Raw genomic sequence first — 22,703 nt, forward strand, 5'->3', positions numbered from 1 at the left:
AAGCCGCCGACGCTTCCTACCAGAGCGGCAACGGCGACCCGGTGAAAACGGCGATGGCGGCCGCCGCCGCGATCGCGAACAACCCGGGTGTGGCCAGTGCAGCCACCCAGGTCGCGCATGTCGCGGGCTCGGTGGCGACCACTGGTGTCAGCACCGTCGCCAATGTCGGTGGCAACGCCATCGCCGCCGCCACCAGCGCGACGACATCGGCCGTCCCGATCGCGCCGATGTCCATCGGTGCAGGCGCGGCCGCAGCAGCAGGCACCCGTTCGGCCTCGCTGTCCGGTGCGCCGACGGGCATGCAGAACGGCTCGCTGAAACTGCCCGAGGGCTGGGGCGCCCCGCCTGCTACGGGTACCGGAGCCCCGAGCGCGCCGGTCGTCGAGGGCGTCGGCGTCCGTGCCGACGGCGGTATGCCGGTCCGTCCGGCTACGACCGGCCCGGGCAGCCCGCTCATGGGCAATACCACGCGCAGCAACGGCGACGACGACACCGAACACGACGGCCTGGACTACCCTCGGTCATCCGACCACTTCACCGACGGCCGCTATGCCGCCGATGGGGTCATCGGTGCCGAACCGTCCGGGTCGGCCAAGTGACGGTGTTGGGAGAAGGCCGCGGCCCATCGACCCTCGCGGCGGTCGCGTTGTCACTCGACGAAATGCAGTTCCTCCTGGAGAAACTGGAGATCGACGAGGTGCCGGTGGTCCTCGACGCCATCGGCCGCTACGACAACGTGGCCGACCACGACAAGGCGATGGACGCGGCCGCCCAGTCGCTCGCCGAACGTGAACTGCTGGACGGCGAAACGATCCACCCGGAACTCGAAGACCGGCTGCGCGGGCTGTACCGGCCGCATTGGGTGGTGGCGCTGCGGCTGATCGTCGAGGGACAGGTGAGCCGGATGTGCCTGGCCAAGGGCGACGACATCGTCAGCGTCGCGCTACGTGGACCGGACTCGTATGTGATCGATGAAGCCGGTGAGGACCTGCCGGGGCCGGTGATCAACGCGCTCGGGCCCGCCGAACCGCTCGAACTGTCCGGGATGAACGCGCCGACCGAGCAATTGGTGCCGATCTTCGACGACACCGGCGATGCCGCCGCCACCGCGGCACGGCTGACCGAAGTCTGCACCCCGGCGCGCGATGCGCAGACGATCGCCTCGGCGATGGTGCAGTGTTTTTCGCATGCCGAGATCGTCGGTGTGGTGTACGGCGACGGCAGCCGGGATGTCGCGGATAATCACATCGCCGTGTTCAACACCCGCTCCGGGCGTTTCCTCGCCACCGCGAGCCTCGCCGACGACGGGACCAAGTGGACGTCGTTCAGCAGCGGCACCACCGCGCGGCTGCGCACCGCTCTGCAGGATCTGATCAACTCGCTGCCCGAACGCGAAGAGTTCCCGCGCAATCCGGCGTTGGCCTGAGCAGTCCGACCGCCGTCACCCCATCGGGTCGTCGGCGGTCGGCTCGGTCTGGTAACCGAACGGGGGCTGGAAACGCCCCCAGCGCACACATTCCCAGCCGCCGCCCGGACCTGGAACCAGCTCGATGGTTTCGGTGTTGTCCAGGTGGTTGTTGGTGGTGAACGGCGGCGCCACCCCGGCCAAGGTGCGGCCGACCAGCCGCATCGCCGCGCCGTGAGTCACGAGCAAAACGTCACCGTCATCGCCGTCGGCGGACAAATAGGTTTCGCGCAGTTCGGCGACCGCGGGCAAGAAACGTTCCAGCACGTCGTGTCCTGATTCGCCACCGGGCAGCCGTCTGGTCAGCGCACCTTCGTGCCAGGAATGGTAGATCCGCAAGAACAGCTCATGCGCCTGGAGGCTGCGCTCGCCCTCCAGATCGCCGACCTGCACCTCGTGCACGCCGTCGAGTACGCCGCTGGAGACACCTGTCTCCGCCTCGATGTAGCTTGCGGTCTGACGGGCGCGCAGCGCCTGCGACGAGAGCAGCAGTCGCGGCGGGGTGGCGAGCCCAGCACCGAATGTCTTCGCCTGCGCCATCCCTCGTTCGGTGAGCGGAAGGCCGGGCACCCGGGTATCGAGAATTCTGGCGACATTACCTTCGGTTTCTCCGTGGCGTACCAGGATCAGTTTGCCGGTCACAGGTCGGCGACCCCCTTTCGCAAACGCGTCAACCACAGCGCGGGCTCCTCATCCGAGGGTGGAGGGGTTCCGGTCGCCGTCACCGCAGGCCAGGAACCGAGGAACCGGACCTGAGCGGTGCGGTGCAACGCCTTCAACGCCTCGGCAACGGCGATATCGTCGATATGGCCGACGCAGTCCAGATAGAAACGGTATGTGCCCATCCCCGTCCGGGTCGGGCGCGATTCGATACGGGTCAGATCGATACCGCGGGTGGAGAACTCGGCAAATGCCCGCATCAATGACCCCGGTTTGTTCGGCAGTTCGAAAACCACCGAGGTGCGGTCGGTTCCGGTCGGGGCAGGCGCTATCCGCGGGGCGGTGACCAGCACGAATCTGGTGATGGCCTGATCGTAATCGGCCACCCCGGTGGCCAGTGCCGCCAACCCGAGCCGTTCCCCGGCCAGCACGGTGGACACGGCGGCGTCCGCGTGCCCGGCCACCACGTCCTCGGCAGCGGCGGCGTTGGAGCCCGAGGTGTATATCTGCGCGTCGGGCAGGGTGCGCTGCAGCCACAGCCGCACCTGCGCCGCGGCCACCGGGTAGGCGGCCACCACGTTCACCTCCGAGAGCCGGGTCCCGGACCGGGCGAGGATGGTGAAGCTCACCTCGAGTTCGGTTTCTCCGATGATCTGCAGCCGCGGTCCGACGGCCAGCGAGTCCAGCGTCGCCGCGATCGAACCTTCCACGGAGCTCTCGATCGGCACCACCGCGCCCACGGCGTCACCGGAGCGAACCAGATCCAGGGCAGCACCTTGGCTGGGCGCGGCTATCCGCTCGACGGGCCCATCGAAGGCCCCCGAGGATTCGAATTCGACGAGGGCCATTTCGGTGAACGTTCCCGAGGGCCCCATATACGCGATTCGCGGCACGTCTACGACATTACTTGCGTACCGGGGATGCGGTTGCGTACCGACAACGGAAACGTGAGTACCGGTCTCGACCAGCGGAAACACCGCAGCTGTCCGGGCGCGCCGATCGAACTAGTTGCGTTCGCCGCCGGAACCCAGCGCTGCGCGCAATACCTGCTCGACCTCCGCGACCCGGCTGGATTCGACAGCGAGCAGCACCGCACGAACGGCCTCGACCGCCTGGGGCTGCAAGCCGGTCAGGAACCCGGTATCGGGTTCGTGCAGGGCCCGCCGGATGTCCTCACCGCACAGGGCAGCGGCAGTCGCGGCGACCACGGCCAGCGCCCGCTCACCGTCATCGGTGCGGGCTACGAAACCGCCGTCGGCGTGCGCGGCCGCCGCCAGAAAATCGGCGATCCGCTCGTCCGGTTCGGTCAGGTCGAGCACCTGATCCGCCTTTGTCGTACCTGGCGCGACCACCAGCCGGTCGATCAGACTCCGCCGGCTGGGCACTGTCAACGAGACCAGCACCGGTTCCTCATCAGCCACCTCCTCACCGTATCGAGCGGCCCCTCGCCCCGAGCACACCGCCCAACCAGCCGCCGAGCACAGCCATGGTGGACCCCACCCGGCACCAACCAGCGGTGGTCGGGTTCTGCCCGGGGCAGGCACAGGGTTCCTCGGACATCTTGGGGCCGGGCGGAATCAGGCGGTTGAAGTAGAAGCACGAAGCGGTTGCGCACTCGACGCCCATTGACTTAGCTTAGGGTAACCTAAACGTCCGGCTGTGGGGTCGGACACACCCAGCAGTGGAGGTTCGGATGCCGCCTACGATCATCACCCCGTCGACCGCCGAACGAGTTCGCAGCGCTTGCGCGCATGCCGAACAGGCGGTGCTCGCCCTGCCCGGCGCCGATCCGATCCCTACCTCGGTGCACCATCTGCGGCAGGCCGGTGATGCGGTGATCGCGGTTCCTACCGAATGCGCGGCGACAGCATCCGCCTCGACCAACGGGCCAGCGGTACTCGAACTCACCGACCACGCCCCGTTACCGCTGCGCGAACCCGTCCGGGCGCTGGTCTGGTTACGTGGCTGGGTGCGCGTAGTACCCGAGCAGGCGCAACGCGCTCTGGCCACCGAAGTCGCCAAAGAGTGCCCGGATCCGACCCTGCTGGACGTCGGCCATACGGCCACCCTGCTGCGGCTGGTGCTCACCTCGGCGGTAGTGGCCGATTCGTCCGGCGCGGAATCGGTGTGCGTCGACGAACTGCGGCTGGCGCAGCCGGACCCGTTCTGCGAACTGGAATCGGCCTGGCTGCGGCATATGGACGCCGATCACGCCGACGTCGTCGCCCAGTTGGCACGCCATCTGCCGCCTCGGCTGCAACGCGGAGCCGTGCACCCGCTGGCAATAGACCGTTACGGGCTCACCCTGCGGATCGAGGGCAACGACGGCGATCACGACTACCGCCTCCCCTTCGCCGCCCCGGCCGACGATATCGAATCCCTCAGCCGCGCCGTCCGCACACTGGCAGGCTGCCCCTTCCTCAACGGGCTGCGCCGTATCTGACGAGGGCATTACGCGCCCACGTTCGCTGGGTAACGCCGTCGACGTCCGAGGAGAACCCGACCGCGATACGCGGGTCGTCCGCGACTCTGGATCAGGTGAACATGCTGGTCGCCAGGGCACTGGTGATTCGGATCCGGCCGCACACCGCTTCCTGGCGCCACATAGATTCGCAGAATGCGTGATATCAGCCAGGGCAGCGAACTATCGCAGCGCGATCAGCAGGGAATCCGGCTGGAAATCCTGGTTGTCCTGGGTGTCACCTTCGGGCTGAGCGGGATGAACGCCGCGCTGTCTCTGTTACAGAGCGCGCTCGCGCCGGGCGGGGTCGGCGGGCAGACCGTGGCGCTCAACCCATCCCGTGCCACCCAGTCGACCATCGATCTGCTGTTCCAACTACTCGGGGTGCTGCGGCTCGCGGCATGGGCGGGACTAGGCCTGTACCTGTTGTGGCGCAGCGGTATCGGCCCGCGGGCGGTCGGGCTGGCCAGGGCGAAGTTCCGTCCCGACGGCCTGCACGCCATAGCGCTGGCGGCTGTGATCGGGATCCCCGGGCTCGGTCTCTACCTCATCGCGCACGCGATGGGTATCAGCGTGACCATCGTGCCGAGTTCCCTGCAGGACCACTGGTGGCGGCTTCCCGCGCTCGTCCTGTCGGCCTGCGCTAATTCGGCGGCCGAGGAGATCGTGGTGGTTGCCTACCTGATCACCCGACTGCGCGCTATCGGCTGGTCGGCCGATTCAGCGCTGCTGGCCTCGGCGCTGCTGCGCGGCAGCTACCACCTGTACCAGGGGTTGGGCGGCGGTATCGGCAATATCGTCATGGGGCTGGTATTCGGCCGCTACTGGCAGCGCACGAACCGGCTGTGGCCACTGGTCATCGCGCATGCGCTCATCGACGCCGTCGCCTATATCGGCTATACGGCGCTACGCGGGCGGGTTTCCTGGCTGCCGTAAGGTCACCGCTTCGTGCCGGTTTCGCCACGTTGCGAACCGGCACGAGACACGATCAGTAAAGTTTGAGGATGATGTACGGCGAGGACCCACGGGCGCGCCGGGTCCCGCCGCGCGGGGGACCCGGCGCGCCGGACGCGCGTAGACCGCCCCCACCGCACCGCAACCAACCACCACCACACCGGGGTCAGCCACCACCACACCGCGACCAACCACCACCGCGCCGCGACCGGCCGCATATCGAGCCCACGCAGGTGGTGCGCCGCGGCGGCGCCAAGGAACGGCCGCCGCTCGCCTGGTCTCAGGCACCGGAAGCACCTCCGGACCGGTCCCGTCGCGCACCCGGGCCACGGCGCACTGGTCACCCCGGCCCCCGCGGCAGGGAACCGCGGCAGGCCCATGCCCCCACCCAGCGACCGGTCCCCTACCGCGATACCACGCACGCGCCGACGCAACGGCCCGTGCCGTTCCGCGACAACCGCCGCAAACCCCCGGCTCCGCCCGGGCCGCCTGCACGCAGCCGCCGCGCGCCGCGCCCCCCGCACCCACGCCGCAAACGCCATTTGGGGCGCTGGTTCCTGGTGTTGCTTGTGGTGCTGATCCTCGGTCTGATCACGGCCGTGATCAGGCTGGACGGCTCGCTCTCCCGGATCGATGCGCTGAGCGACTACTCCGACCGGATCGCCGATACACCGGGAACGAACTGGCTGCTGGTCGGATCGGACAGCCGCGCCGGGCTCACCGCTGATCAGGAGACCGGGCTGGCCACCGGCGGCGATGTGGGCTCGGCACGAACCGACACCGTCATCCTGGTGCATATCCCTCCCTCGGGCCGGACCACGCTGGTGAGCCTCCCTCGCGACTCCTATGTGGGCGTTCCCGGCCACGGCAAGGACAAACTCAACGCCTCGTTCGCGATCGGCGGACCGCAACTGCTGGTGCAGACCGTGGAGATCGCAACAGGCCTGCGCATCGATCATTACGCGCAGATCGGGTTCGCCGGGTTCGCCGATGTGGTCGATTCGCTCGGCGGTATCGATGTCTGTGTTCCGCAGGCCATCAACGACCCGCTCGCCGGAATCGACCTGCCCGCCGGCTGTCAGGAACTCAACGGCCCCGAGGCGCTCGGCTTCGTCCGCAGCCGCGCCACGGCGCTGGCCGATATCGACCGGATGAACAACCAGCGCCTGTTCCTTTCTGCGCTGCTGCAGAAGGCGACCAGCGCGAGCACGCTCGCCAACCCGTTCCGGCTGTGGCCGATGACAGGCGATGTCGCGCGCTCCCTGACCGTCGACGAAGGCGACCATATCTGGGATCTGGCCCGGCTCGCCTGGGCGTTGCGCGGCGACACACTGGCTACCAGCGTCCCGCTCGGCGGCTTCACCGACACCGCAAGCGGCAATGTCCTGCTGTGGGCCAAGCCCGACGCGAGCCGGTTTTTCGAAGCCTTGGCCGAAGGGCGACCCGTTCCGGCGGACCTGCAGGGCGAGTAACGTCGATCACATGATCGACTCCGATCTCGCACACCCCTTCCCTGCCCTGCTGCGCGCACATATCCGGCACGGTTTCACCGCCGCCCAGCAGTACCTTGCCGCCGCCGTCTATTTGGAGACGGTGCGGCTGCCGCAGTTGGCCGGGCATTGCTACGGCCGCGGCGAGGAGCATCGGGCGCATGCGTTGCGGATCGTGCAGTATCTGCTCGACCGCGAACTCGAAGTCACCGTGGGCGGCCTGGACGAGGTGCGCCCCACCTTCGAATCTCCACACGCCGCAGTTGCTTTCCTGTTGTCCAGAGAACAGACCCTGTGCGACAGGACCTCGGAACTCGCGCGGGTGGCACGTGATTCGGGCGATTACCTCGGCGAGCGGTTCGTCGGCTGGCTGCTGCAACGCCAGCTCGAGGATGTGGCCGGAATGGCGACCCTGCTCTCGGTCGTCGACCGAGCCGCAGGCAACCTTTTCGACGTCGAGGAGTTCGTCGCCCGTGAACTGCGGACGCGGGAGCGACAGCCCGGCGAATCCGGCCCCAAAATGGCTGGGACAGCGGCGAATTAATTAGGCAATACTAGCCTCAATAAGGCTTCACTTGGATGACATACGCGTTGACCAGCGATAATGTCTGTAATATGTCCAATCACCCGGAGAGCCCCCGTAGCAAATTCCACAACATGCTGCACGATCAGATCCGGCATGAATTCAATGCCGAACATCAGTACATCGCCATGGCGGTGTGGTTCGACACCGCGGATCTGCCGCAATTGGCCAAGCGTTTTTACGCCCAGTCGGTCGAAGAGCGCAATCACGCGATGATGATCGTGCGGTACTTCCTCGATCGAGACATCAGCGTCGAACTCACCGGCGTCGACTCGGCGAAGTCGCATTTCGAGAGCGCGCGCGAGGCGATCGCGATGGCTCTCGATCAGGAGAAGACCGTTACCGACCAGATCATCCAGCTGGCCAGCACCGCCCGCGAGGAGGGCGACTACCTCGGCGAACAGTTCATGCAGTGGTTCCTGAAGGAACAGGTCGAAGAGGTCGCCAATATGACCACTTTGCTCACGATCGCCGATCGCGCGGGGTCGAACCTGTTCGATCTGGAGGAATTCATCGCCCGGGAAATGAGCAGCCCGCGCGATGCTTCCGGCGCACCGCCCGTGGCCGGCGGCTCCGTCTGACAGTGGTTTCGTCGGAACAGCAGTGGATAATCAGGGCTCGCTTCCGGCGGTCCGGCTCGTACGAGTCGGACCGCCGATTGCCCTGCTGAATGGCAAGTAAGGGCGAGCTCACAAACGACACCCGCAAATTCGAGAATTCCGCCGGTGTCGTGTTTGCGACACAAGCTACCCGAGCAATTACTCAGCGCAGGGTTACCTGACGTGAACGCAGACCGTCCCGGGAGCGGCGCTGCTCGGAAGTCAGCGGTACGTCGGAGGCCAGCGCCTCTGCCAACCGGCCACCGAACTCCGCAGCCGGGTCCCGCCATTCGGCGGCATGGCGCTCAGGATCCAGATCGAACACCGGCACCAGCAGACCGTGCGTGCGGAACGAACCGGCAAACCGCGAGCCCTCACCCAGATGCAGACCGCCCGCGGCGTGCAACCGGGCGAGCGCCAGCATCAGATCGTCCTCGGCTTCCGGGCGCACCCAGCGCAGATGTGCCTTCTCACCCGCATCGACCCACCAGGCGGCGCCGATCGCGTCCGCGCCCAGCTCGAGCCGATCCGACGGCATGATCGCCTGTTTGGCCTGTTCGATGGTCGCGGCGACCTGCGGATCGGGTTGCACGCCTTCCGGGACCCACCAGTCGAAATCCTGGTGCACGGTCAGCTCGAGCGCCGCCTCGGCGTCGATCACCTGGGCCAGGCCCGGAGCGCCCGGTCCGGCGCCCGCGGCGGGCAACGATTCGCCCGGCTCGGCCGACTGCGTCCACAGGATGGCGGCGGCCAGCTCCACGGCCGGGTCCGGCCCCTCGGCCTGCACCTGGACGCCCACATAGCCGGTCGTCTCGTCGCCCGCACGCACCAGCGCGGCCACGGCGCCGGGCAACACCGTACCGAGCACCACCGGCCGCTCGGCGGCGATACTCGCCGATAACGGCAGCGTCGCGGTTGCCGACGGCACGAATTCGCGCAACGCGACGAGATCGCATTCGGCGGCCAAACCTTCGAACGGGCGCGACACGGTCTGCGCGGCCTGCTCCTGCGCCGCGCGCCGCTCGGCCAGACGCTGTGCCCGGTTACCGCCAGGCTTCGGACTATTGCGCTTGCTCTTTCCCACGGCTGGTCAACCTACACCGGCGCGCGGAACGCGATACCGTGCGCCACACCCCTGGCTATGGCCGAAAGATCAGGGCGCAGCGAGCATCGCTTTGGTACGACCGGGATGGTTGGTGGCCACCCACCCGACGCCGAGCTCAGAGCACAGCCGCACATCGTCGGGATCGTCGACGGTCCAGCAGTAGGTGGCCCGCCCCGCAGCCGCCGCCTTGTCCACCAGATCCGGGTGCTCCCGCAGCGTTTTGACCGAGGGGCCCACAGCGGTCGCACCGACCGTCGTCGCCGCGCTACCCCCCAGGTAGCGGGAGGATTCGCCGAGCAGCACCGTCGGCAGCAAGGGCGCGGCACGCCGGATCCGCCACACCGCGGTGGCGGCGAACGACATCACAACAGCCCGGGAATGCGCGGCCGAGGCCGGCGTCGCGATACCGAACCGCTGCAACTCGGCGAGCAGTTTGGTCTCCACCAGCGCCCCGTAGCGCACCGGGTGTTTGGTCTCGATGAACAGTTTCGTCGGGCGGCTGCGCCAGTCGAGCACCAGACCGATCAGCTCGCTGAGGGTGAGTACCGAGGCGGGTTCGCCGTCCGCGCCGAAATCGAGGTCTTTCAGTTCGTCCAGGGTCATTTCGCTGACCAGCCCGGTACCCGAGGAGGTGCGGTCGACGGTGCGGTCGTGCACGCACACCAAATGCCCGTCCCTGGTGAGCCGGACATCGCATTCGACGCCGTCGGCGCCCTCCTGTAAGGCCAATTCATAGGCGGCGAGGGTGTGCTCGGGCCGAGCGGCCGAAGCGCCGCGGTGCGCGACTACGAACGGTCCACGGCCGTTCTGGCCCACCTGCCCTATCTGGCCACTGCCCTGGCTCACTTGGCCACAACCTCCTTGTGCTCACGCTGCGCGCCTGCCGGATCATGGCTGTTCGCGCCCGCCGTGCTCACCGTAGCGGCCTCTCCCGGCTGGACCGGTTCGATGACCGGTGCCACGGGATCGGTGGCGACCACCCAGCGCCGCGCGATACGGGCCCTTCCCCGCAGGTCCCGGCCCTCGACCAGCCGGATCACCCATAGCGTCAGCACTGCTACCGCCACCGCGACCACGTCGGTGAGTGCGGTGAACAGCACACCGTCGGCCTTGGCCTGTAGCGAATCCGCGGTCCGCCACCACAGCGCGGCCGCCGCGAAAACACCGCCGAGCACCCAGGCCGCCCACCAGATGCGGATCGCGTGCAGTGGTCGGGGATCGGCGCGGCGCGCCACTGCTTCGGTCAGGAAAATCCCCGGCCACAGCAGATTGACCACCGGGATCAGGCATCCGAGCGCGAGCGTCCGCACCGACCGGGGATCGCGCCTGCCCGCCTCGGCGAAGGCCACCCGGCGGACCTCGATCAACCAGCCGAGCGCCGCCACCGCGGCCAGCAGCGCGAGGATCGACGCGATCCACGCTGCGGCGATGACCAGCGCGTCGGAGGTCGCGAGCAGTATCGGTTCGATCAGCCGGGTGCGGTTACGCAGCAGGACCAGATACCGGCCCAGTTCCGCAGCCGCGGCGACGGCGAAAGTCACCGCGACAGCGATGAGCAGTCCGTGCACCCGGTCGGCCAGCGCGCGCAGCGGCCGCTGGGGCGCAAGCCGGGCCTGCGGGGGTACGTCGCGCAGGCCCCAGCGCGGGATATGGGTGTAGCGAGGGGTGGCCGACGGCGTGGTACGGGCGGAACCGGGCGGTCTGTGCCCCTGCTGCCCCGGCCGTCGGGCGACCCAGCGGTAGTTGCGGCGTTCGGCGGGCGCGTCGATCGGCCCGGGCGACAGCAGTACGCCGCGGCAGCGCGGGCACCAGTGCTGCGGCGCACCCTGCACGGGCCAGCGCGCACCGCAGCGTGCACAGGGTTGCACCACCGAACTCACCGCGTACCTCGCTCTTTCCGTCAGTAGATCTTCGCCTGGCCGTCGCCGTCCGCGGTCAACGCACGGCCGCTCCGCTGCCAGGCCACCATGCCGCCCGTGACGTACACCGCTTCGAAACCGATATGGGTGAGGTATTTGACCGCCTCGATGGAGCGCCCACCCTGCCTGCATATGACATACAGCTGCGCGTCGTAGTCCAGCTCGTCGGTGCGGGCGGGAATATCGGCCAAGGGGATGTGCATCGCTCCCGGCGCATGGCCGAGCTGCCATTCGTCGTCTTCGCGCACATCCAGCAGGATCGCCTCGACTGGTGCGCCGGTTTCCGCGGATTCGGTTGTGTCGAAATAAGCCGGTACGGCCTCGACCGGTACCGACGGGATTTCGAAGCTCGTCACGTCCTCGATCCTGCCATGCGCGCTGTGGGGCCGCGTTGTTCCGGGCGCTCGACGTCTCGACGAGAGAACCCAGCTCGGTGTAGGTTCGCCGAGCTCGGAACGCGGGACTGGTCCGGGGACTCACGCCGCGACCTGCTGTGGGTGACCGCGTCTCAGTTATCCACAGCTATCCACAGCCTGATCCACAGGTTTAAGCTATCACTCAGCTACCACTCACAGTGTCCGGCTATCGAACCCTGAACTGGTACCACGTGCGCGACGGATGCGAACGACCGATCCGGGACTCCCCTCCAGTCATCCCGGAGCGGCCATTCGTCCGCCTCCTCGGGACCTGCGGCGCCGAAGCTCCCGATATCTACTTGGACGGAAGAAACCCCGATCCGGTTCCATCGAAAAACAAGAACATCGCGAAAATTCGAAATCCCAGGATCTGGGCGGCGCTCTCGGTAGCCTGTGGCTATGAAATCGAGCAGGGGGCAACTTGACGGATTGGACACTGCCGGGCTCAACATCGCACTGTCGGAGGCCACCTGCCTCGGCCTCGATGTCGACATCGAGACGAAACGGCTGCACCTCGACCTGGCGGTGCTGACACTGCCCGAAGGCGCCCAGCCGGACGGCACTGAACGCACCACGCCAGAGGAACCGAAGGTCAGGCTGACTTTCAACGGCGTAAGCCGCGTCGCCGCATCGCTACGACAGCATCGCTGGGACGATAACGAGCCGCACGTGCTGCCGCTCGAACTGTCCGGCCTGAGCGAGGCGATCGCCAGCTTCGGCGGCGGCAGACTGCACGGCCGGGAATTCATCGATATCGACGACAGCGGTTGGATGCTGTGGAGCGAACTACTCAGCTTCGACACAGCCATCGACCAGCGGATCTCACCACACGTACTGGAGTTCTCCCAGGAAGAGGGCATCAACCCACGCGAACTCGATATCAGGCTGTGGTTCGAGACCATCATCATCCAAGACTCCAACGGCGATGAGGTCCCGCTGCCCGACTTCGTTTCCGGTGGTGTCCGATGGTGGTCAGCACATGATGTGGGCGACCCGCGGACCGTGCACCCGGGGATCGCCCCACCGCTGTAAGCGCAGGCAGCCGAGCGCCACAACAGACGCGACACCGGGGCGCGGGGCGCCGTGCTCGGTACCCAGACAGCGGCCGATCGTCGAAACCACCGACGCCCGCTCCCGGAACCCCTTCCCCTCGAGCCGCATCCCCGGCAGGAACAGCCGGTGCAGCCGATATGAGTTCCCGCCGTACGTATCCGATCCCCGATCGGCCCCTGCCGAGCGTTCCGCGCTCAAAGACAGAGCGTTTGCGTCTATGAGCAGGGCGCTCCCGAGCTCATCCGCACTGGCCCGGAAAGCCCCAGCCGCCCGAATAGTTCACCGAAATGGGTCATGGTTCGATCTACGCATACGGGTTCCGCACTTGCCGTCGCATACCCGTCGGGGTCGCCCCCCGGTGTGTGACGCGCCGCAAGCCGGGTATGCCCTCCGCGGGCACGCCTCGGCCGCCGGGGCCGACGCCGGAATGCGAGGGCGTCGGGGCAAGTTGCAACCCAACGGGTGTACGAATGATGGTCGAGCGCCCGCGACACGCAGACGCGCTCGACCCGACAAGGAAGGGACATCGTGGCTGAGTACACGCTGCCAGATCTGGATTACGACTACGGCGCCCTGGAGCCGCATATCTCGGGGCAGATCAACGAAATTCACCATTCGAAGCACCACGCCGCCTACGTTGCCGGAGCGAACACGGCGCTGGAGAAGCTCGAAGCTGCCCGCGAAGCCGGGGACCACAGCGCGATCTTCCTGCACGAAAAGAACCTCGCCTTCCACCTCGGCGGTCACGTCAACCACTCCATCTGGTGGAAGAACCTCTCTCCCAACGGTGGCGACAAGCCGACCGGCGAACTGGCTGCCGCAATCGACGACCAGTTCGGCTCGTTCGACAAGTTCCGCGCCCAGTTCACCGCAGCCGCAAACGGTCTGCAGGGCTCCGGATGGGCGGTGCTCGGCTACGACACCCTCGGCCAGAAACTGCTGACCTTCCAGCTCTACGACCAGCAGGCCAACGTGCCGCTCGGCATCATCCCGCTGCTGCAGGTCGACATGTGGGAACACGCCTTCTACCTGCAGTACAAGAACGTCAAGGCCGACTACGTCAAGGCGTTCTGGAACGTGGTCAACTGGGCTGACGTCCAGGACCGCTTCGCCAAGGCCACCAGCCAGGCCCAGGGCCTCATCTTCTGAGTCCATGGCCGCGCCTCCGGCGCGGCGGGGTTTGCGGCCCCCTGGTGGCTCGCGTTTCAGCCCTCGCGACTCGCGCCTTCGGCGCATGCGCGAGGGCTGAAACGCGCTTCGCAGGGTTCGACCTCGGCAGGCTGCGAGTTTTCGAGTTCGCTCTCGGATATTCGAGGCTCGGGCAGCGATCCGCAGCTGCTGCGCTGGCACTCTCTGGTACTTGTGTGCCAGATCGTTCTCGAGCGATGCTCATTAGGCACAGTTAGAGGACGGGCAAGGCCGCCCCCTGTTCGCCAACGGGAGGCATCATGCGCAGCAGTAGTCCGATCGGCGTTACGCCCTTCCACTCCGGGGGCTCGCTGCGGGGGTTCATCATGTCCGGGCGCTGGCCGGAAACCACCAAGGAGTGGGCGCAGGTGCTGGTGCTTGCGGTGCGGGTGGCTACGTTGCCCGGTCTGCTGACCACCTCGACGGTATTCGGGGTGCGTGAAGAACTGCCCGACGATCCGGAACCGGGCACTGTCGGCCTGGTCATCGCGGAAGGAACGGTGCTCGGCGAGGAGGCGCTCGAGCCGGGGCAATTCGCCGACCATGTGCCGCCCGCGCTGCTGATGCTGCACCCACCCTCAGAAACCACGCCTTCGCTGCCGGAATGCACGGGCGCGGCATCAGGGTGCGTGCTGCTGCCGGGGCTGCCGCACCTGGGGCTGGAACATCGCGCGGCGTGGGTCGAAGCCGAATCCGACGGAACCATCACTTCGCTGGTCAGCCGGGTCGGGCTGGATCCGATCAGCAACCCGGACACCGCCGTCCTCGCCATGTTGCTGGCTGCCTGACTCTCTCAACCAAGAAGGCGGCCAGGAAGCCCGGGTGAACCGATGAATTCTCCGGTAGCGCATCGTCTCGATCGGTGAACGGAACAACCCGACCGAACGGAGAGGTTCACTCACATGCTGATCATCGCCGGATACCTGACTGTCGACGCCGACCGGCGTGACGCCTTCGTCGACGCGCACCGCGATCTCGTCCAGCGGGCCAGGCAGATGCCCGGCTGCCTGGATCTCGCCATCACCGCAGACCCCATCGACCCGGCCCGGGTGAACAATTTCGAACGCTGGGAATCGCGGGAAAAGTTGACCGAATGGCGGCAGATTGCCAACGCGCCGGACGCGGGAATCGCCATCAGAAGCGATCAGGTCATGGAGTACACCGTGACCGGTGAACGCCCACCATTCGACTGAAGCCGCGACTGCGGTTGCGGGAACAATCGCCGGGACCAGGGGGTATCCGGAACCCTGTTCGGGCAGCGCCGGGCTGCCGAACGCTTTGCCAGGGGGATGCTGGAAAAGCGTTCAGCCACTGCTGACCGGATTGGTAAGGGTACCCGAAAACGACTGCGTGGGCACCCAAACTTATTGTGCGCTGGGCATTTTCGGCAACAACGAGGTGGCAATAAGACCGGGCGCCCGGTAGAGTCGCCTGCAGCGAAGGGGAGTAGCCCGCAATCGCGCAGTCGACATACTGACCCGGAACGTCACGGGTCCGGTTGCGCGAACCGGACCCGATCCGGTGGGCGAGACCTTCGGCCTGGACAACCATCTCGTTGTCGGCCGGAGGGTTTCCCGAACCGGCCGGCAGGCCGAAGAATCGGGAGTTGCACTACTGATGACCGCCACGATCCTGCTCAGCATCGGAATCGTCTTCCTCGCCGAACTAGGCGACAAATCCCAACTCATGGCGTTGACGTTCGCGCTGCGCTACCGCTGGTGGGTGGTCCTGGGAGGTATTGCCACCGCCACCGCGGCGGTTCACGTCATCTCGGTCGCGGTCGGCTACTTTCTCGGCACGGCCTTACCCACCCGGGCCATCGCCGTGGTCGCTGCCCTCGTCTTCCTCGCGGTCGGGCTGTGGACGCTGCGCGAACACGCGAGTTCGGAACCGGAAGACGACCCCGAAGAGCCGTTCGAGGCCCCGGTCGCTGGCGGGTCACTGCTCCGCCGCACCGCCGCCGCGCCGTTCTTCGTGGTGCTGTCGGCGTTCCTGCTGGCCGAACTCGGCGACCGCACCATGTTCGCGACCGCCGCACTGGCCACCGACAACCACTGGGCAGGCGTGTGGCTCGGCTCCACCATCGGCATGGTCGCCGCCGACGCGCTGGCCATCGCCATCGGCATCCTGATCGGCAAACACCTGCCCGAGCATGCCATCGGCATCGGGTCGGCACTGCTTTTCCTGTTCTTCGGTGCACTCACCGGTATCGGTGCCGGGTGGCCCGAACTCGCGACACCACAGTCCGTCGCCGCCGCGGCGGCGGTACCGCTGATCGCAGGCGGGGCGCTGTGGGTGCTGCGCCGCCGGGCGCGGGGGGCGGAGCCCGAAACTGTGGCCGAACATGTCCCCGGCGTTACCGACCGTTCTCGGTAACCACGATCCGGTCGCCGTAGAGGTCACCGCCCCGGTGCACCAAATCCAGCAGCGGTGCGTGCAGGGCGCGCAAACCCTCGATATCACCGTCGGCGATCCGGCCGGTCACCATCGAACTCATTGCCGCGGCAAGCGCCTGGCACGCGAATACCTGCGCTTCGGTACGGGCCCCGAGCGTCCCCGCGATCAAGTCGACGAACAGCTTCTGCAATTCGATCCGGCGGGCGATGGCGGCCGAGCCGACCGCGAACACCTCCACCAGGAACAGCCGGGCGCTCGCCGGGTCGTCAGCCAGATAGCTCAGGTAGGCGTCGAAGATCCGGCTGATCCGAGTGCCTGCGTCCACCTCGTCGCCGCCTGCCCCCGCTTCTTCCAGACAGGCGAGCAACTGCTGGACCGCCCGCTCGTAACCGGCCGCGAAACAGTCCTCCTTGGAACGGAACTGCTCGTAGAATGTCTCCCGCGAAACCCCGGCCCGCTCGAGAATCGCCGCCACCGAGGTCCGCATATAACCGTTTTCTGCCATGGCCGCGGCCATCGAGCTCAGAATCCGCTCCCGCTGCGAGGCAATGACCTGTTCGCGCGGTAATCCGTGCCTGCCGCGGGGCAGTCGGCGGATGCTGGTCGGCGGTTCGCTCATACGGGGTCTGCTCCGGTGTTCGATCGGCTCGGTTATCCGCTCCATTCTGCTGGTTCCGGCCAGCTCGGTGGCGGTGTGGTGGGTTCGATAACGGCGGGGCGGGGTAACGGCTCGAGGAGGTGCGGTGCTCGGAGTACGACCGGGCACCGGTTAGGGTGCAATTGACGTAAGGCCAACTGGCTTTGTCACGAACGAGAGGACCATCGTGGAGATTTCGGGTTCCGCCGCCATCGTCACCGGAGGCGCTTCCGGTCTGGGCGCCGCCACAGCCAAGCGATTCGCCGAGCTGGGCGCCACCGTCTTCGGGCTCGACGTGCCGCAGTCCATCGAACGCGCCGGCGACAATGTACCCGCCGGGGTCACCCTCCTTCCCGCCGACGTGACCAGCAACGACGAGGTCAGCGCGGCCGTCGCCCAGATCACCGAATCCGGTGTGCCGCTGCGCATCGTGGTCAACTGCGCCGGTGTCGGCTGGGCAGGTCGCATCCTGTCCAAGAACGGACCGCACGACCTGGAACTGTTCCGCACGGTGATCACCGTGAACCTGCTCGGCACCTTCAACGTGATGCGGCTGGCCGCCGACGCGATCGCCAAAACCGACGCGGTCGACGAATACGGCCAGCGCGGTGTCATCATCAACACCGCCTCGGTCGCGGCATTCGAGGGCCAGATCGGCCAGATCGCCTACTCGGCGTCCAAGGGCGGTGTGCACGGTATGACCGTCCCGGCGGCGCGCGACCTCGCCCAGTTCGGCATCCGCGTCAACACCATCGCCCCCGGCATCATCGACACCCCGATGCTGGCCGGCGTCACCGAGGAATACCGCAAGGGCTTGGAAGCCGGTGTGCCGTTCCCGTCACGCCTGGGCCGCCCGGACGAGTACGCACAGCTGTCGCAGTACATCGTCGAACACGATTACCTGAACGGCGAGACCATCCGTATGGACGGCGCCCTGCGCATGGCGCCGCGGTAGTTCCTTCCGCGAGATTTCGCGACGACGTCCGTCCTTCCGGTTTCCGCACCGGAAGGACGGATGTCTCGTATCACGGTTCGGATACCGCGACGATCAGCCGGCGCTACCGGTCGGTGGAAGGGCGGCGCTACCGGTCGGCGGAAGAGCCCGCCGCCGGTTCTCACATGCCTGGCGGTCGGCATCAGGGCGGTCTACACCATCGCGGCCGCAACCCTGCGCGGTATAGCCCTCGCTGTTGTATCCGAACCGGTCGAACCCCCAGCTGTCGTAACCGGATTTGTCATACCCCCAGCGGTCGTAGCCGAACCGGTCGTAACCGGACTCGTCATACCCGGAGCGGTCGTAGCCGAACCGGTCGTAACCGGACCGGTCATACCCGGAGCGGTCATACCCGGAGCGGTCGTAACCGGAATGGTTATACCCGGAGCGGTCGTAACCGTACTTGTCATACCCCCAGCGGTCGTAACCGGACCTGTCGTATCCGAACGAGTCGTAACCGTCTGGACCATAGGGGTCAGCCGGCTCCGGTTCGGGCGTCGGCGTCGGCGGCGGCGGAGTATCGGGCTGGGAACTCGGCACGCTGGGCTGCGGGCTCGAAGCGCCGGGTTGCTCACTCGGTACGGAGTCGAGCGGTCCGGCGAATGCGAGAGGTTGTAGCACCACCGGTGTGAGCAGCATGACCGCCGGAGCGACGATCCGCATCAATGCCCGACGCACACCGTGATCACACGTGGTCGAAGTCGACACGTTCCATCTCCTGTCCGGAGCGTTACATCCGCGCTCCGGACAGGAGATCGATCCGCACGGCGAAGTTTTTACAAACCGCAGCTCAGGACAGTGGCAGATGCCTTGTTGCGCATGGCAATCCGGGGCCCGCGGATGCCGCGGCCCGTTCGAACGAGCGCACGGCCCCGCGGGCGAACCGGTCGGCGGTTACAGCGTGCGGATGAGCCGGTCGGTGAGGATCCGAGCGAATTCGGCCGGATCCTTCAACTCCCCACCTTCGGCCAGAACGGCGGTGCCGTACAGGAGTTCGGCGGTTTCGGTGAGCTCGGGCACCTTACCCGCCTCAGCGTCCTGTTTGCGGCTGTCGTAGGCGTCGCGCAGTCCGGTCACCAGCGGGTGGGTCGGATTGAGCTCCAGGATTCGCTTGGTCTCCGGCAGGAGCTGCCCTGAGGCACGATACATACGTTCCAACATCGGAGTGAAGTCGAAGACGTCACCGACCAGACAGGCGGGCGAGGTGGTGAGCCGGTTGGTCAGGCGCACCTCCTTGACGTTCTCCTCGAGAGTCTTGCCCAGCCACGACAGCAGCTCGGCGAACTCCTTGTCCTGCTGCTCACGCAGCTGTTCGGACTCCTTCTTCTCCTCTTCGGTCTCCAGGTCGACCTCGCCCTTGGCGATGGACTGGAACGGTTTGCCGTCGAAATCGGTGACCGAACCCACCCACATCTCGTCGACCGGATCGGTCAGGATCAGCACTTCGCGGCCCTTGGCTTTGAAGGCCTCCATATGCGGCGAGCTCTCCACCTGCTGGCGGGATTCGCCGGTCATGTAGTAGATGGCGTCCTGGCCCTCGGGCATCCGCGCCACGTACTGGGCGAGCGTGGTCGGCTCGGAGTCGGAATGGGTGGAAGCGAACGACGACACTCCCAGGATGGTCTCCCGGTTGTCGAAGTCCGACAGCAAGCCTTCCTTGAGGACCCGGCCGAATTCCTGCCAGAAGGTCCGGTACTTGCTCGACTCCCCTGCCTTTTCCTTCGCCGCGTCATCGCCATCGGCGTTCTCCGCTTCCAGGGCGGCGCTCTGCATATCCTTGACCGTCGACAGCACCTTCTTCACCAGGCGCTTGCGGATCATCTGGATCTGCCGGTCCTGCTGCAGGATCTCCCGGGAAACGTTGAGCGACAGGTCCTGCGCGTCGACCACTCCCTTGACGAAGCGCAGGTACTCCGGCATCAGCTCTTCGCAGTTGTCCATGATGAACACCCGCTTCACATACAGCTGCACACCGCGCTTGTGTTCCCGGGTGAACAGGTCGAACGGCGCGTGCGACGGGATGAACAGCAGCGCCTGGTATTCGAAGGTGCCCTCGGCCTTGAGCGGGATGATCTCGAGCGGATCGTCCCAGGCGTGGCTGACGTGCTTGTAGAACTCCTTGTACTCTTCGTCGCTGACCTCGCTCTTGGGGCGAGTCCACAGCGCCTTCATGGAGTTGAGGGTCTGCTCCTCGAGGGTCGTCTTCTCTTCTTTGTCCTCGCCCTCACCCTCGGTAACGGTCCGCTCCACCTGCATACGGATCGGCCAGGCGATGAAATCCGAGTACTTCTTGACGATCTCGCGGAGCTTCCACTCCTTGGTGTAGTCGAAGAGGTGGTCCTCGTCGTCGGCGGGCTTGAGATGCAGCGACACCGCGGTGCCCTGCGGCGCCTCGTCCAGGGTTTCGATGGTGTAGGTGGAGCTGCCCGCGCTGGATTCCCAGCGGGTGCCGGTGGTCTCCCCGGCGCGGCGCGTGGTCAGGGTGACCTTGTCGGCGACCATGAACGTGGAGTAGAAGCCGATACCGAACTGGCCGATCAGCTCCTCGGCGGCAGCCTCGGATTTGGCCTCGTTCAGTTTCTTGCGCAGCTCGGCGGTCCCGGATTTGGCCAGGGTGCCGATCAGATCGACCACCTCGGCACGGGACATGCCGATACCGTTGTCCTTGACCGTCAGGATCCGGTTCGGCTCGTCGACCTCCAGCTCGATATGTAGGTCAGCGGTGTCGACGTGCAGATCCTTGTCCCTGTAGGACTCCAGCCGCAGCTTGTCCAGCGCGTCGGAAGCGTTCGAGATCAGCTCCCGCAGGAACGTGTCTTTGTTGGAGTAGACCGAATGGATCATCAGCTCGAGCAGCTGATGAGTTTCTGCCTGGAACTCGAGTTGTTCGACGTGCTCTGTCACGTCGAAATGGTACCGCCGCGGCCGAGCGCCGCGGCCTCAGGAGGCGCCACAGCGGCACTGCTCGTCCGTCCGTTCCGCGGCGGCCGCGGCGGCTGCGCGAAGTCGGCGAGCGTGGGCACCTCGCGTTCGGCGCATCGACCTGCCTGCGCTATCTGCGTCGGCTCCGCAGTCGGGTTCATCCACTCCCGCAGGACCGCGGTAGCGCGCACATCGTCCTCGTTGTATTCGAGCAGCCGAGTGCGCTGGGACAGATCCGGGTCGGCGTCGTATCCCACGGCCAGGCGATACCAGCTCATCGACGCCTCGCCGTTGGCTTCCGGATCACGCCAGGCGAAACCGGCCACCGGGGCGATCTTCTTGAGTCCCTTACCTGCCGGACAGATGAACTGTTCGGACACCGCCTGGAACATATCCACCCATTGCGGCGAGTCCACGAACTCGCGCACCTGCTCCTGGGTCGGCACACCCGGCTGCCCGGCGAACCGGCGCGCCGATTCGTACAGCCATTTGTCCTCGGCGGTGCGTGAATAGCAGTAGGCGGCGAATGTCTTCCCTGCCGCGGCGGCCTCGGCCCGGACGCCCATCAGCCAGGTCCAGAACTCCCCGAACGATCTGCCCTCGTCGTCGGTCGGCAGCGGATCCCAGGTGACGAACGGCCGGTAGACCCCGTCGAGCAGCGTCCCCCACAGGTAGGCGCCGTATTCCTGGTAACTTTCCAGATCCACATCGACCTCGACGTCGGCACGCTGCACCCGCACCTTGTCGAAGCGGCGAACCAGCGGCGCGCCCGCGAGCCAGGCCCGCGCTGTCACCACGGCCTCGAGAAACGGGCCATGCTGCCAGTCCTCGGGCTCCGGTCCCGACCAGGCGGCCAGTTCATCGATGCTGCGCACGCCGTGGGTGCGCAGCAGGTCCGCGCGCGAGCCCGGCGCGACCACGCTGACATCGCGATGCTCGGTCAACCAGCCCTGGCAGCCACCGCCTTCTCCCCGCGACCACCACGGGCACTGCCTGCATTCGGGCACCTTCGACGGCACCGTCGACGTTTCGCCACGCACCACGGCGATCCGGTCGGCGAACCTCTGGTCGTAGTCGTCGAGCACCGGGCCGAGGTCGTGCACCAGGATCCGGTCGAAGTGGTAGCCGATCACCCCGCCTGTGAGCGCCGGACCAGCCAGGCCGTGCCGTTGCAGCATCCGGTACAGATGCGCCAGCCGCTGCACGTCGCGCGGCTGCTGCCGCATCTTCCTGTGCGGGTCCGGCTGCGGGTCCCAGTGGTACAGGTCCGAAGTCAACGGGTGGAAATCGGCCGGTTCCGGTTGCCGCGGGTCGGTCACCTTGTGGTTCACCACGATCACCGGCACATATCCGCCGCGGTCCAGATCGCGCAGCAGGACCTCCGCGCCGCCACGCCGCCCGGTATCCGGTTCCTGCGGCAGCAGCCCGCCCCAGATGCGCAGCGCACCGGCCGCGCAGGCCCGCATCGTTGCCTCGGCCCGTTCCGTTGCGCGCAAGGACGGGTCGATCAACACCCAGCTGTCGGGATCGGCGGCGACGAGCGCATCGCGCACCCGGTCACGATGGGCGGCCGCGGCGGCCCGCCGCTGCTGCACCCCCGGGTCCTCCCTGACATCGGCGAGCAACTCCGGATAGGTGGCGTCGAGGTGCAGCCGATGCCGGCAACCGATCAACCCCCTGGCATCGAGGAACGCGGGTGCCGCGGGAGATACGGCAGCCGGCTCCCCGGATGCGCCGTCCTCCGTACTCCCCGGCAGGCCGGAACCCACGAGGCCCGACCGGTCGGTGTTCTCGTGACCTTCTCGGTCGTCACTGCCCGGATGCACCTAAGCAGTATGGTCCCACCCCCCGACACCTCCA

General features: G+C 66.9%; 23 protein-coding genes and 1 pseudogene. 13 read left to right on the forward strand and 11 right to left on the reverse strand.

Annotated features, from left to right (window positions below; genetic code table 11):
• Positions 1–599: pseudogene (locus B0T44_RS27150) on the forward strand (PPE family protein); the annotation flags it as partial.
• Positions 596–1,426 carry an ESX secretion-associated protein EspG gene (locus B0T44_RS12780; protein WP_077116158.1) on the forward strand — a complete coding sequence of 277 codons (831 nt, stop codon included), beginning with the start codon at positions 596–598 and terminating at the stop codon, positions 1,424–1,426. The pseudogene B0T44_RS27150 and the gene B0T44_RS12780, both read left to right, overlap by 4 nt.
• 15 nt (positions 1,427–1,441) lie before the next feature.
• Here the strand turns inward: B0T44_RS12780 and B0T44_RS12785 are convergent, their stop codons facing one another.
• The 3 genes from B0T44_RS12785 to B0T44_RS12795 form a co-directional block, all read right to left on the reverse strand.
• A complete protein-coding gene (locus B0T44_RS12785) occupies positions 1,442–2,107 on the reverse strand; it encodes a histidine phosphatase family protein (RefSeq protein WP_077116157.1) in 666 nt (221 codons plus the stop codon).
• A complete protein-coding gene (gene pheA / locus B0T44_RS12790; RefSeq protein ID WP_077116231.1) occupies positions 2,104–3,018 on the reverse strand; it encodes a prephenate dehydratase in 915 nt (304 codons plus the stop codon). The genes B0T44_RS12785 and pheA overlap by 4 nt, the downstream gene beginning before the upstream one ends.
• Before the next feature lie 111 nt (positions 3,019–3,129).
• Complete coding sequence (locus B0T44_RS12795; protein WP_077116156.1) at positions 3,130–3,546, reverse strand: hypothetical protein; 417 nt, start codon at positions 3,544–3,546, stop codon at positions 3,130–3,132.
• 272 nt (positions 3,547–3,818) lie between these two features.
• On the opposite strand from B0T44_RS12795, the gene B0T44_RS12800 reads away from it, so the two are divergent.
• The 5 genes from B0T44_RS12800 to B0T44_RS12820 all read left to right on the forward strand — a co-directional run bounded on the left by B0T44_RS12800 (position 3,819) and on the right by B0T44_RS12820 (position 8,194).
• Positions 3,819–4,568 (forward strand): DUF2470 domain-containing protein, encoded by a 750-nt coding sequence (locus B0T44_RS12800; protein ID WP_077116155.1) that lies wholly within the window; start codon positions 3,819–3,821, stop codon positions 4,566–4,568.
• Between the two features lie 174 nt (positions 4,569–4,742).
• Positions 4,743–5,522 (forward strand): CPBP family intramembrane glutamic endopeptidase, encoded by a 780-nt coding sequence (locus tag B0T44_RS12805; RefSeq protein WP_077116154.1) that lies wholly within the window; start codon positions 4,743–4,745, stop codon positions 5,520–5,522.
• 68 nt (positions 5,523–5,590) lie between these two features.
• A complete protein-coding gene (locus B0T44_RS12810) occupies positions 5,591–7,012 on the forward strand; it encodes an LCP family protein (RefSeq protein WP_438269024.1) in 1,422 nt (473 codons plus the stop codon).
• Between the two features lie 10 nt (positions 7,013–7,022).
• Positions 7,023–7,574 (forward strand): ferritin, encoded by a 552-nt coding sequence (locus B0T44_RS12815; RefSeq protein ID WP_077116151.1) that lies wholly within the window; start codon positions 7,023–7,025, stop codon positions 7,572–7,574.
• 71 nt (positions 7,575–7,645) lie between these two features.
• Complete coding sequence (locus B0T44_RS12820) at positions 7,646–8,194, forward strand: ferritin (protein WP_077116149.1); 549 nt, start codon at positions 7,646–7,648, stop codon at positions 8,192–8,194.
• A 181-nt stretch (positions 8,195–8,375) separates the two neighbouring features.
• On the opposite strand, the gene B0T44_RS12825 is transcribed toward B0T44_RS12820, so the two are convergent.
• The 4 genes from B0T44_RS12825 to B0T44_RS12840 all read right to left on the reverse strand — a co-directional run bounded on the left by B0T44_RS12825 (position 8,376) and on the right by B0T44_RS12840 (position 11,592).
• The gene (locus B0T44_RS12825) at positions 8,376–9,296 is read right to left on the reverse strand and encodes a DUF5926 family protein (RefSeq protein WP_077116147.1); all 921 of its coding nucleotides are present in this window, start codon (positions 9,294–9,296) and stop codon (positions 8,376–8,378) included.
• A gap of 69 nt (positions 9,297–9,365) precedes the next feature.
• A complete protein-coding gene (locus B0T44_RS12830) occupies positions 9,366–10,163 on the reverse strand; it encodes a glycerophosphodiester phosphodiesterase (protein ID WP_425436854.1) in 798 nt (265 codons plus the stop codon).
• Positions 10,160–11,197 (reverse strand): DUF4328 domain-containing protein, encoded by a 1,038-nt coding sequence (locus tag B0T44_RS12835; protein WP_081512051.1) that lies wholly within the window; start codon positions 11,195–11,197, stop codon positions 10,160–10,162. The genes B0T44_RS12830 and B0T44_RS12835 overlap by 4 nt, the downstream gene beginning before the upstream one ends.
• Before the next feature lie 20 nt (positions 11,198–11,217).
• A complete protein-coding gene (locus B0T44_RS12840; RefSeq protein ID WP_077116145.1) occupies positions 11,218–11,592 on the reverse strand; it encodes a rhodanese-like domain-containing protein in 375 nt (124 codons plus the stop codon).
• A gap of 459 nt (positions 11,593–12,051) precedes the next feature.
• Here B0T44_RS12840 and B0T44_RS12845 point away from each other — a divergent pair, with 459 nt between their 5' ends.
• The 5 genes from B0T44_RS12845 to B0T44_RS12865 all read left to right on the forward strand — a co-directional run bounded on the left by B0T44_RS12845 (position 12,052) and on the right by B0T44_RS12865 (position 16,269).
• The gene (locus B0T44_RS12845; RefSeq protein WP_077116229.1) at positions 12,052–12,684 is read left to right on the forward strand and encodes a hypothetical protein; all 633 of its coding nucleotides are present in this window, start codon (positions 12,052–12,054) and stop codon (positions 12,682–12,684) included.
• Between the two features lie 549 nt (positions 12,685–13,233).
• Positions 13,234–13,854 carry a superoxide dismutase gene (locus B0T44_RS12850; RefSeq protein ID WP_077116143.1) on the forward strand — a complete coding sequence of 207 codons (621 nt, stop codon included), beginning with the start codon at positions 13,234–13,236 and terminating at the stop codon, positions 13,852–13,854.
• A gap of 299 nt (positions 13,855–14,153) precedes the next feature.
• Positions 14,154–14,681, forward strand: coding sequence for a peptidase (locus B0T44_RS12855; protein WP_077116142.1), 528 nt, complete (start codon positions 14,154–14,156; stop codon positions 14,679–14,681).
• 114 nt (positions 14,682–14,795) lie between these two features.
• Positions 14,796–15,086 (forward strand): putative quinol monooxygenase, encoded by a 291-nt coding sequence (locus tag B0T44_RS12860; protein WP_077116141.1) that lies wholly within the window; start codon positions 14,796–14,798, stop codon positions 15,084–15,086.
• 424 nt (positions 15,087–15,510) lie between these two features.
• Positions 15,511–16,269: a TMEM165/GDT1 family protein gene (locus B0T44_RS12865; RefSeq protein ID WP_077116228.1), complete on the forward strand. Its 759-nt coding sequence runs from the start codon at positions 15,511–15,513 to the stop codon at positions 16,267–16,269.
• Here B0T44_RS12865 and B0T44_RS12870 read toward each other — a convergent pair.
• Positions 16,250–16,909 (reverse strand): TetR/AcrR family transcriptional regulator, encoded by a 660-nt coding sequence (locus B0T44_RS12870; protein ID WP_077116139.1) that lies wholly within the window; start codon positions 16,907–16,909, stop codon positions 16,250–16,252. The genes B0T44_RS12865 and B0T44_RS12870 overlap by 20 nt on opposite strands.
• 205 nt (positions 16,910–17,114) lie before the next feature.
• Between B0T44_RS12870 and B0T44_RS12875 the strand changes: the two genes are divergently transcribed.
• The gene (locus B0T44_RS12875) at positions 17,115–17,882 is read left to right on the forward strand and encodes an SDR family NAD(P)-dependent oxidoreductase (protein ID WP_077116138.1); all 768 of its coding nucleotides are present in this window, start codon (positions 17,115–17,117) and stop codon (positions 17,880–17,882) included.
• A gap of 93 nt (positions 17,883–17,975) precedes the next feature.
• Here B0T44_RS12875 and B0T44_RS12880 read toward each other — a convergent pair whose 3' ends face one another.
• The 3 genes from B0T44_RS12880 to B0T44_RS12890 all read right to left on the reverse strand — a co-directional run bounded on the left by B0T44_RS12880 (position 17,976) and on the right by B0T44_RS12890 (position 22,516).
• Entirely contained in the window at positions 17,976–18,629 is a 654-nt protein-coding gene (locus tag B0T44_RS12880) for a hypothetical protein (RefSeq protein WP_139347757.1), read from the reverse strand.
• A 186-nt stretch (positions 18,630–18,815) separates the two neighbouring features.
• Entirely contained in the window at positions 18,816–20,825 is a 2,010-nt protein-coding gene (gene htpG, locus B0T44_RS12885) for a molecular chaperone HtpG (RefSeq protein ID WP_077116134.1), read from the reverse strand.
• Positions 20,822–22,516, reverse strand: coding sequence for a TM0106 family RecB-like putative nuclease (locus B0T44_RS12890; protein WP_175647981.1), 1,695 nt, complete (start codon positions 22,514–22,516; stop codon positions 20,822–20,824). Before B0T44_RS12890 ends, htpG begins: the two co-directional genes overlap by 4 nt.
• Positions 22,517–22,703 lie beyond the last annotated feature (187 nt).

This window comes from Nocardia donostiensis (genome assembly GCF_002081715.1).
Lineage (GTDB): Bacteria > Actinomycetota > Actinomycetes > Mycobacteriales > Mycobacteriaceae > Nocardia > Nocardia donostiensis.

What these genes read in the sequence shown, in the direction of transcription:
- B0T44_RS12800 (WP_077116155.1), top strand. Translation starts at nt 3,819, where the DNA reads ATGCCGCCTACGATCATCACCCCGTCGACCGCCGAACGAGTTCGCAGC.
- B0T44_RS12805 (WP_077116154.1), top strand. Translation starts at nt 4,743, where the DNA reads ATGCGTGATATCAGCCAGGGCAGCGAACTATCGCAGCGCGATCAGCAG.
- B0T44_RS12810 (WP_438269024.1), top strand. Translation starts at nt 5,591, where the DNA reads ATGATGTACGGCGAGGACCCACGGGCGCGCCGGGTCCCGCCGCGCGGG.
- B0T44_RS12815 (WP_077116151.1), top strand. Translation starts at nt 7,023, where the DNA reads ATGATCGACTCCGATCTCGCACACCCCTTCCCTGCCCTGCTGCGCGCA.
- B0T44_RS12820 (WP_077116149.1), top strand. Translation starts at nt 7,646, where the DNA reads ATGTCCAATCACCCGGAGAGCCCCCGTAGCAAATTCCACAACATGCTG.
- B0T44_RS12845 (WP_077116229.1), top strand. Translation starts at nt 12,052, where the DNA reads ATGAAATCGAGCAGGGGGCAACTTGACGGATTGGACACTGCCGGGCTC.
- B0T44_RS12855 (WP_077116142.1), top strand. Translation starts at nt 14,154, where the DNA reads ATGCGCAGCAGTAGTCCGATCGGCGTTACGCCCTTCCACTCCGGGGGC.
- B0T44_RS12860 (WP_077116141.1), top strand. Translation starts at nt 14,796, where the DNA reads ATGCTGATCATCGCCGGATACCTGACTGTCGACGCCGACCGGCGTGAC.
- B0T44_RS12865 (WP_077116228.1), top strand. Translation starts at nt 15,511, where the DNA reads ATGACCGCCACGATCCTGCTCAGCATCGGAATCGTCTTCCTCGCCGAA.
- B0T44_RS12870 (WP_077116139.1), bottom strand. Translation starts at nt 16,909, where the DNA reads ATGAGCGAACCGCCGACCAGCATCCGCCGACTGCCCCGCGGCAGGCAC.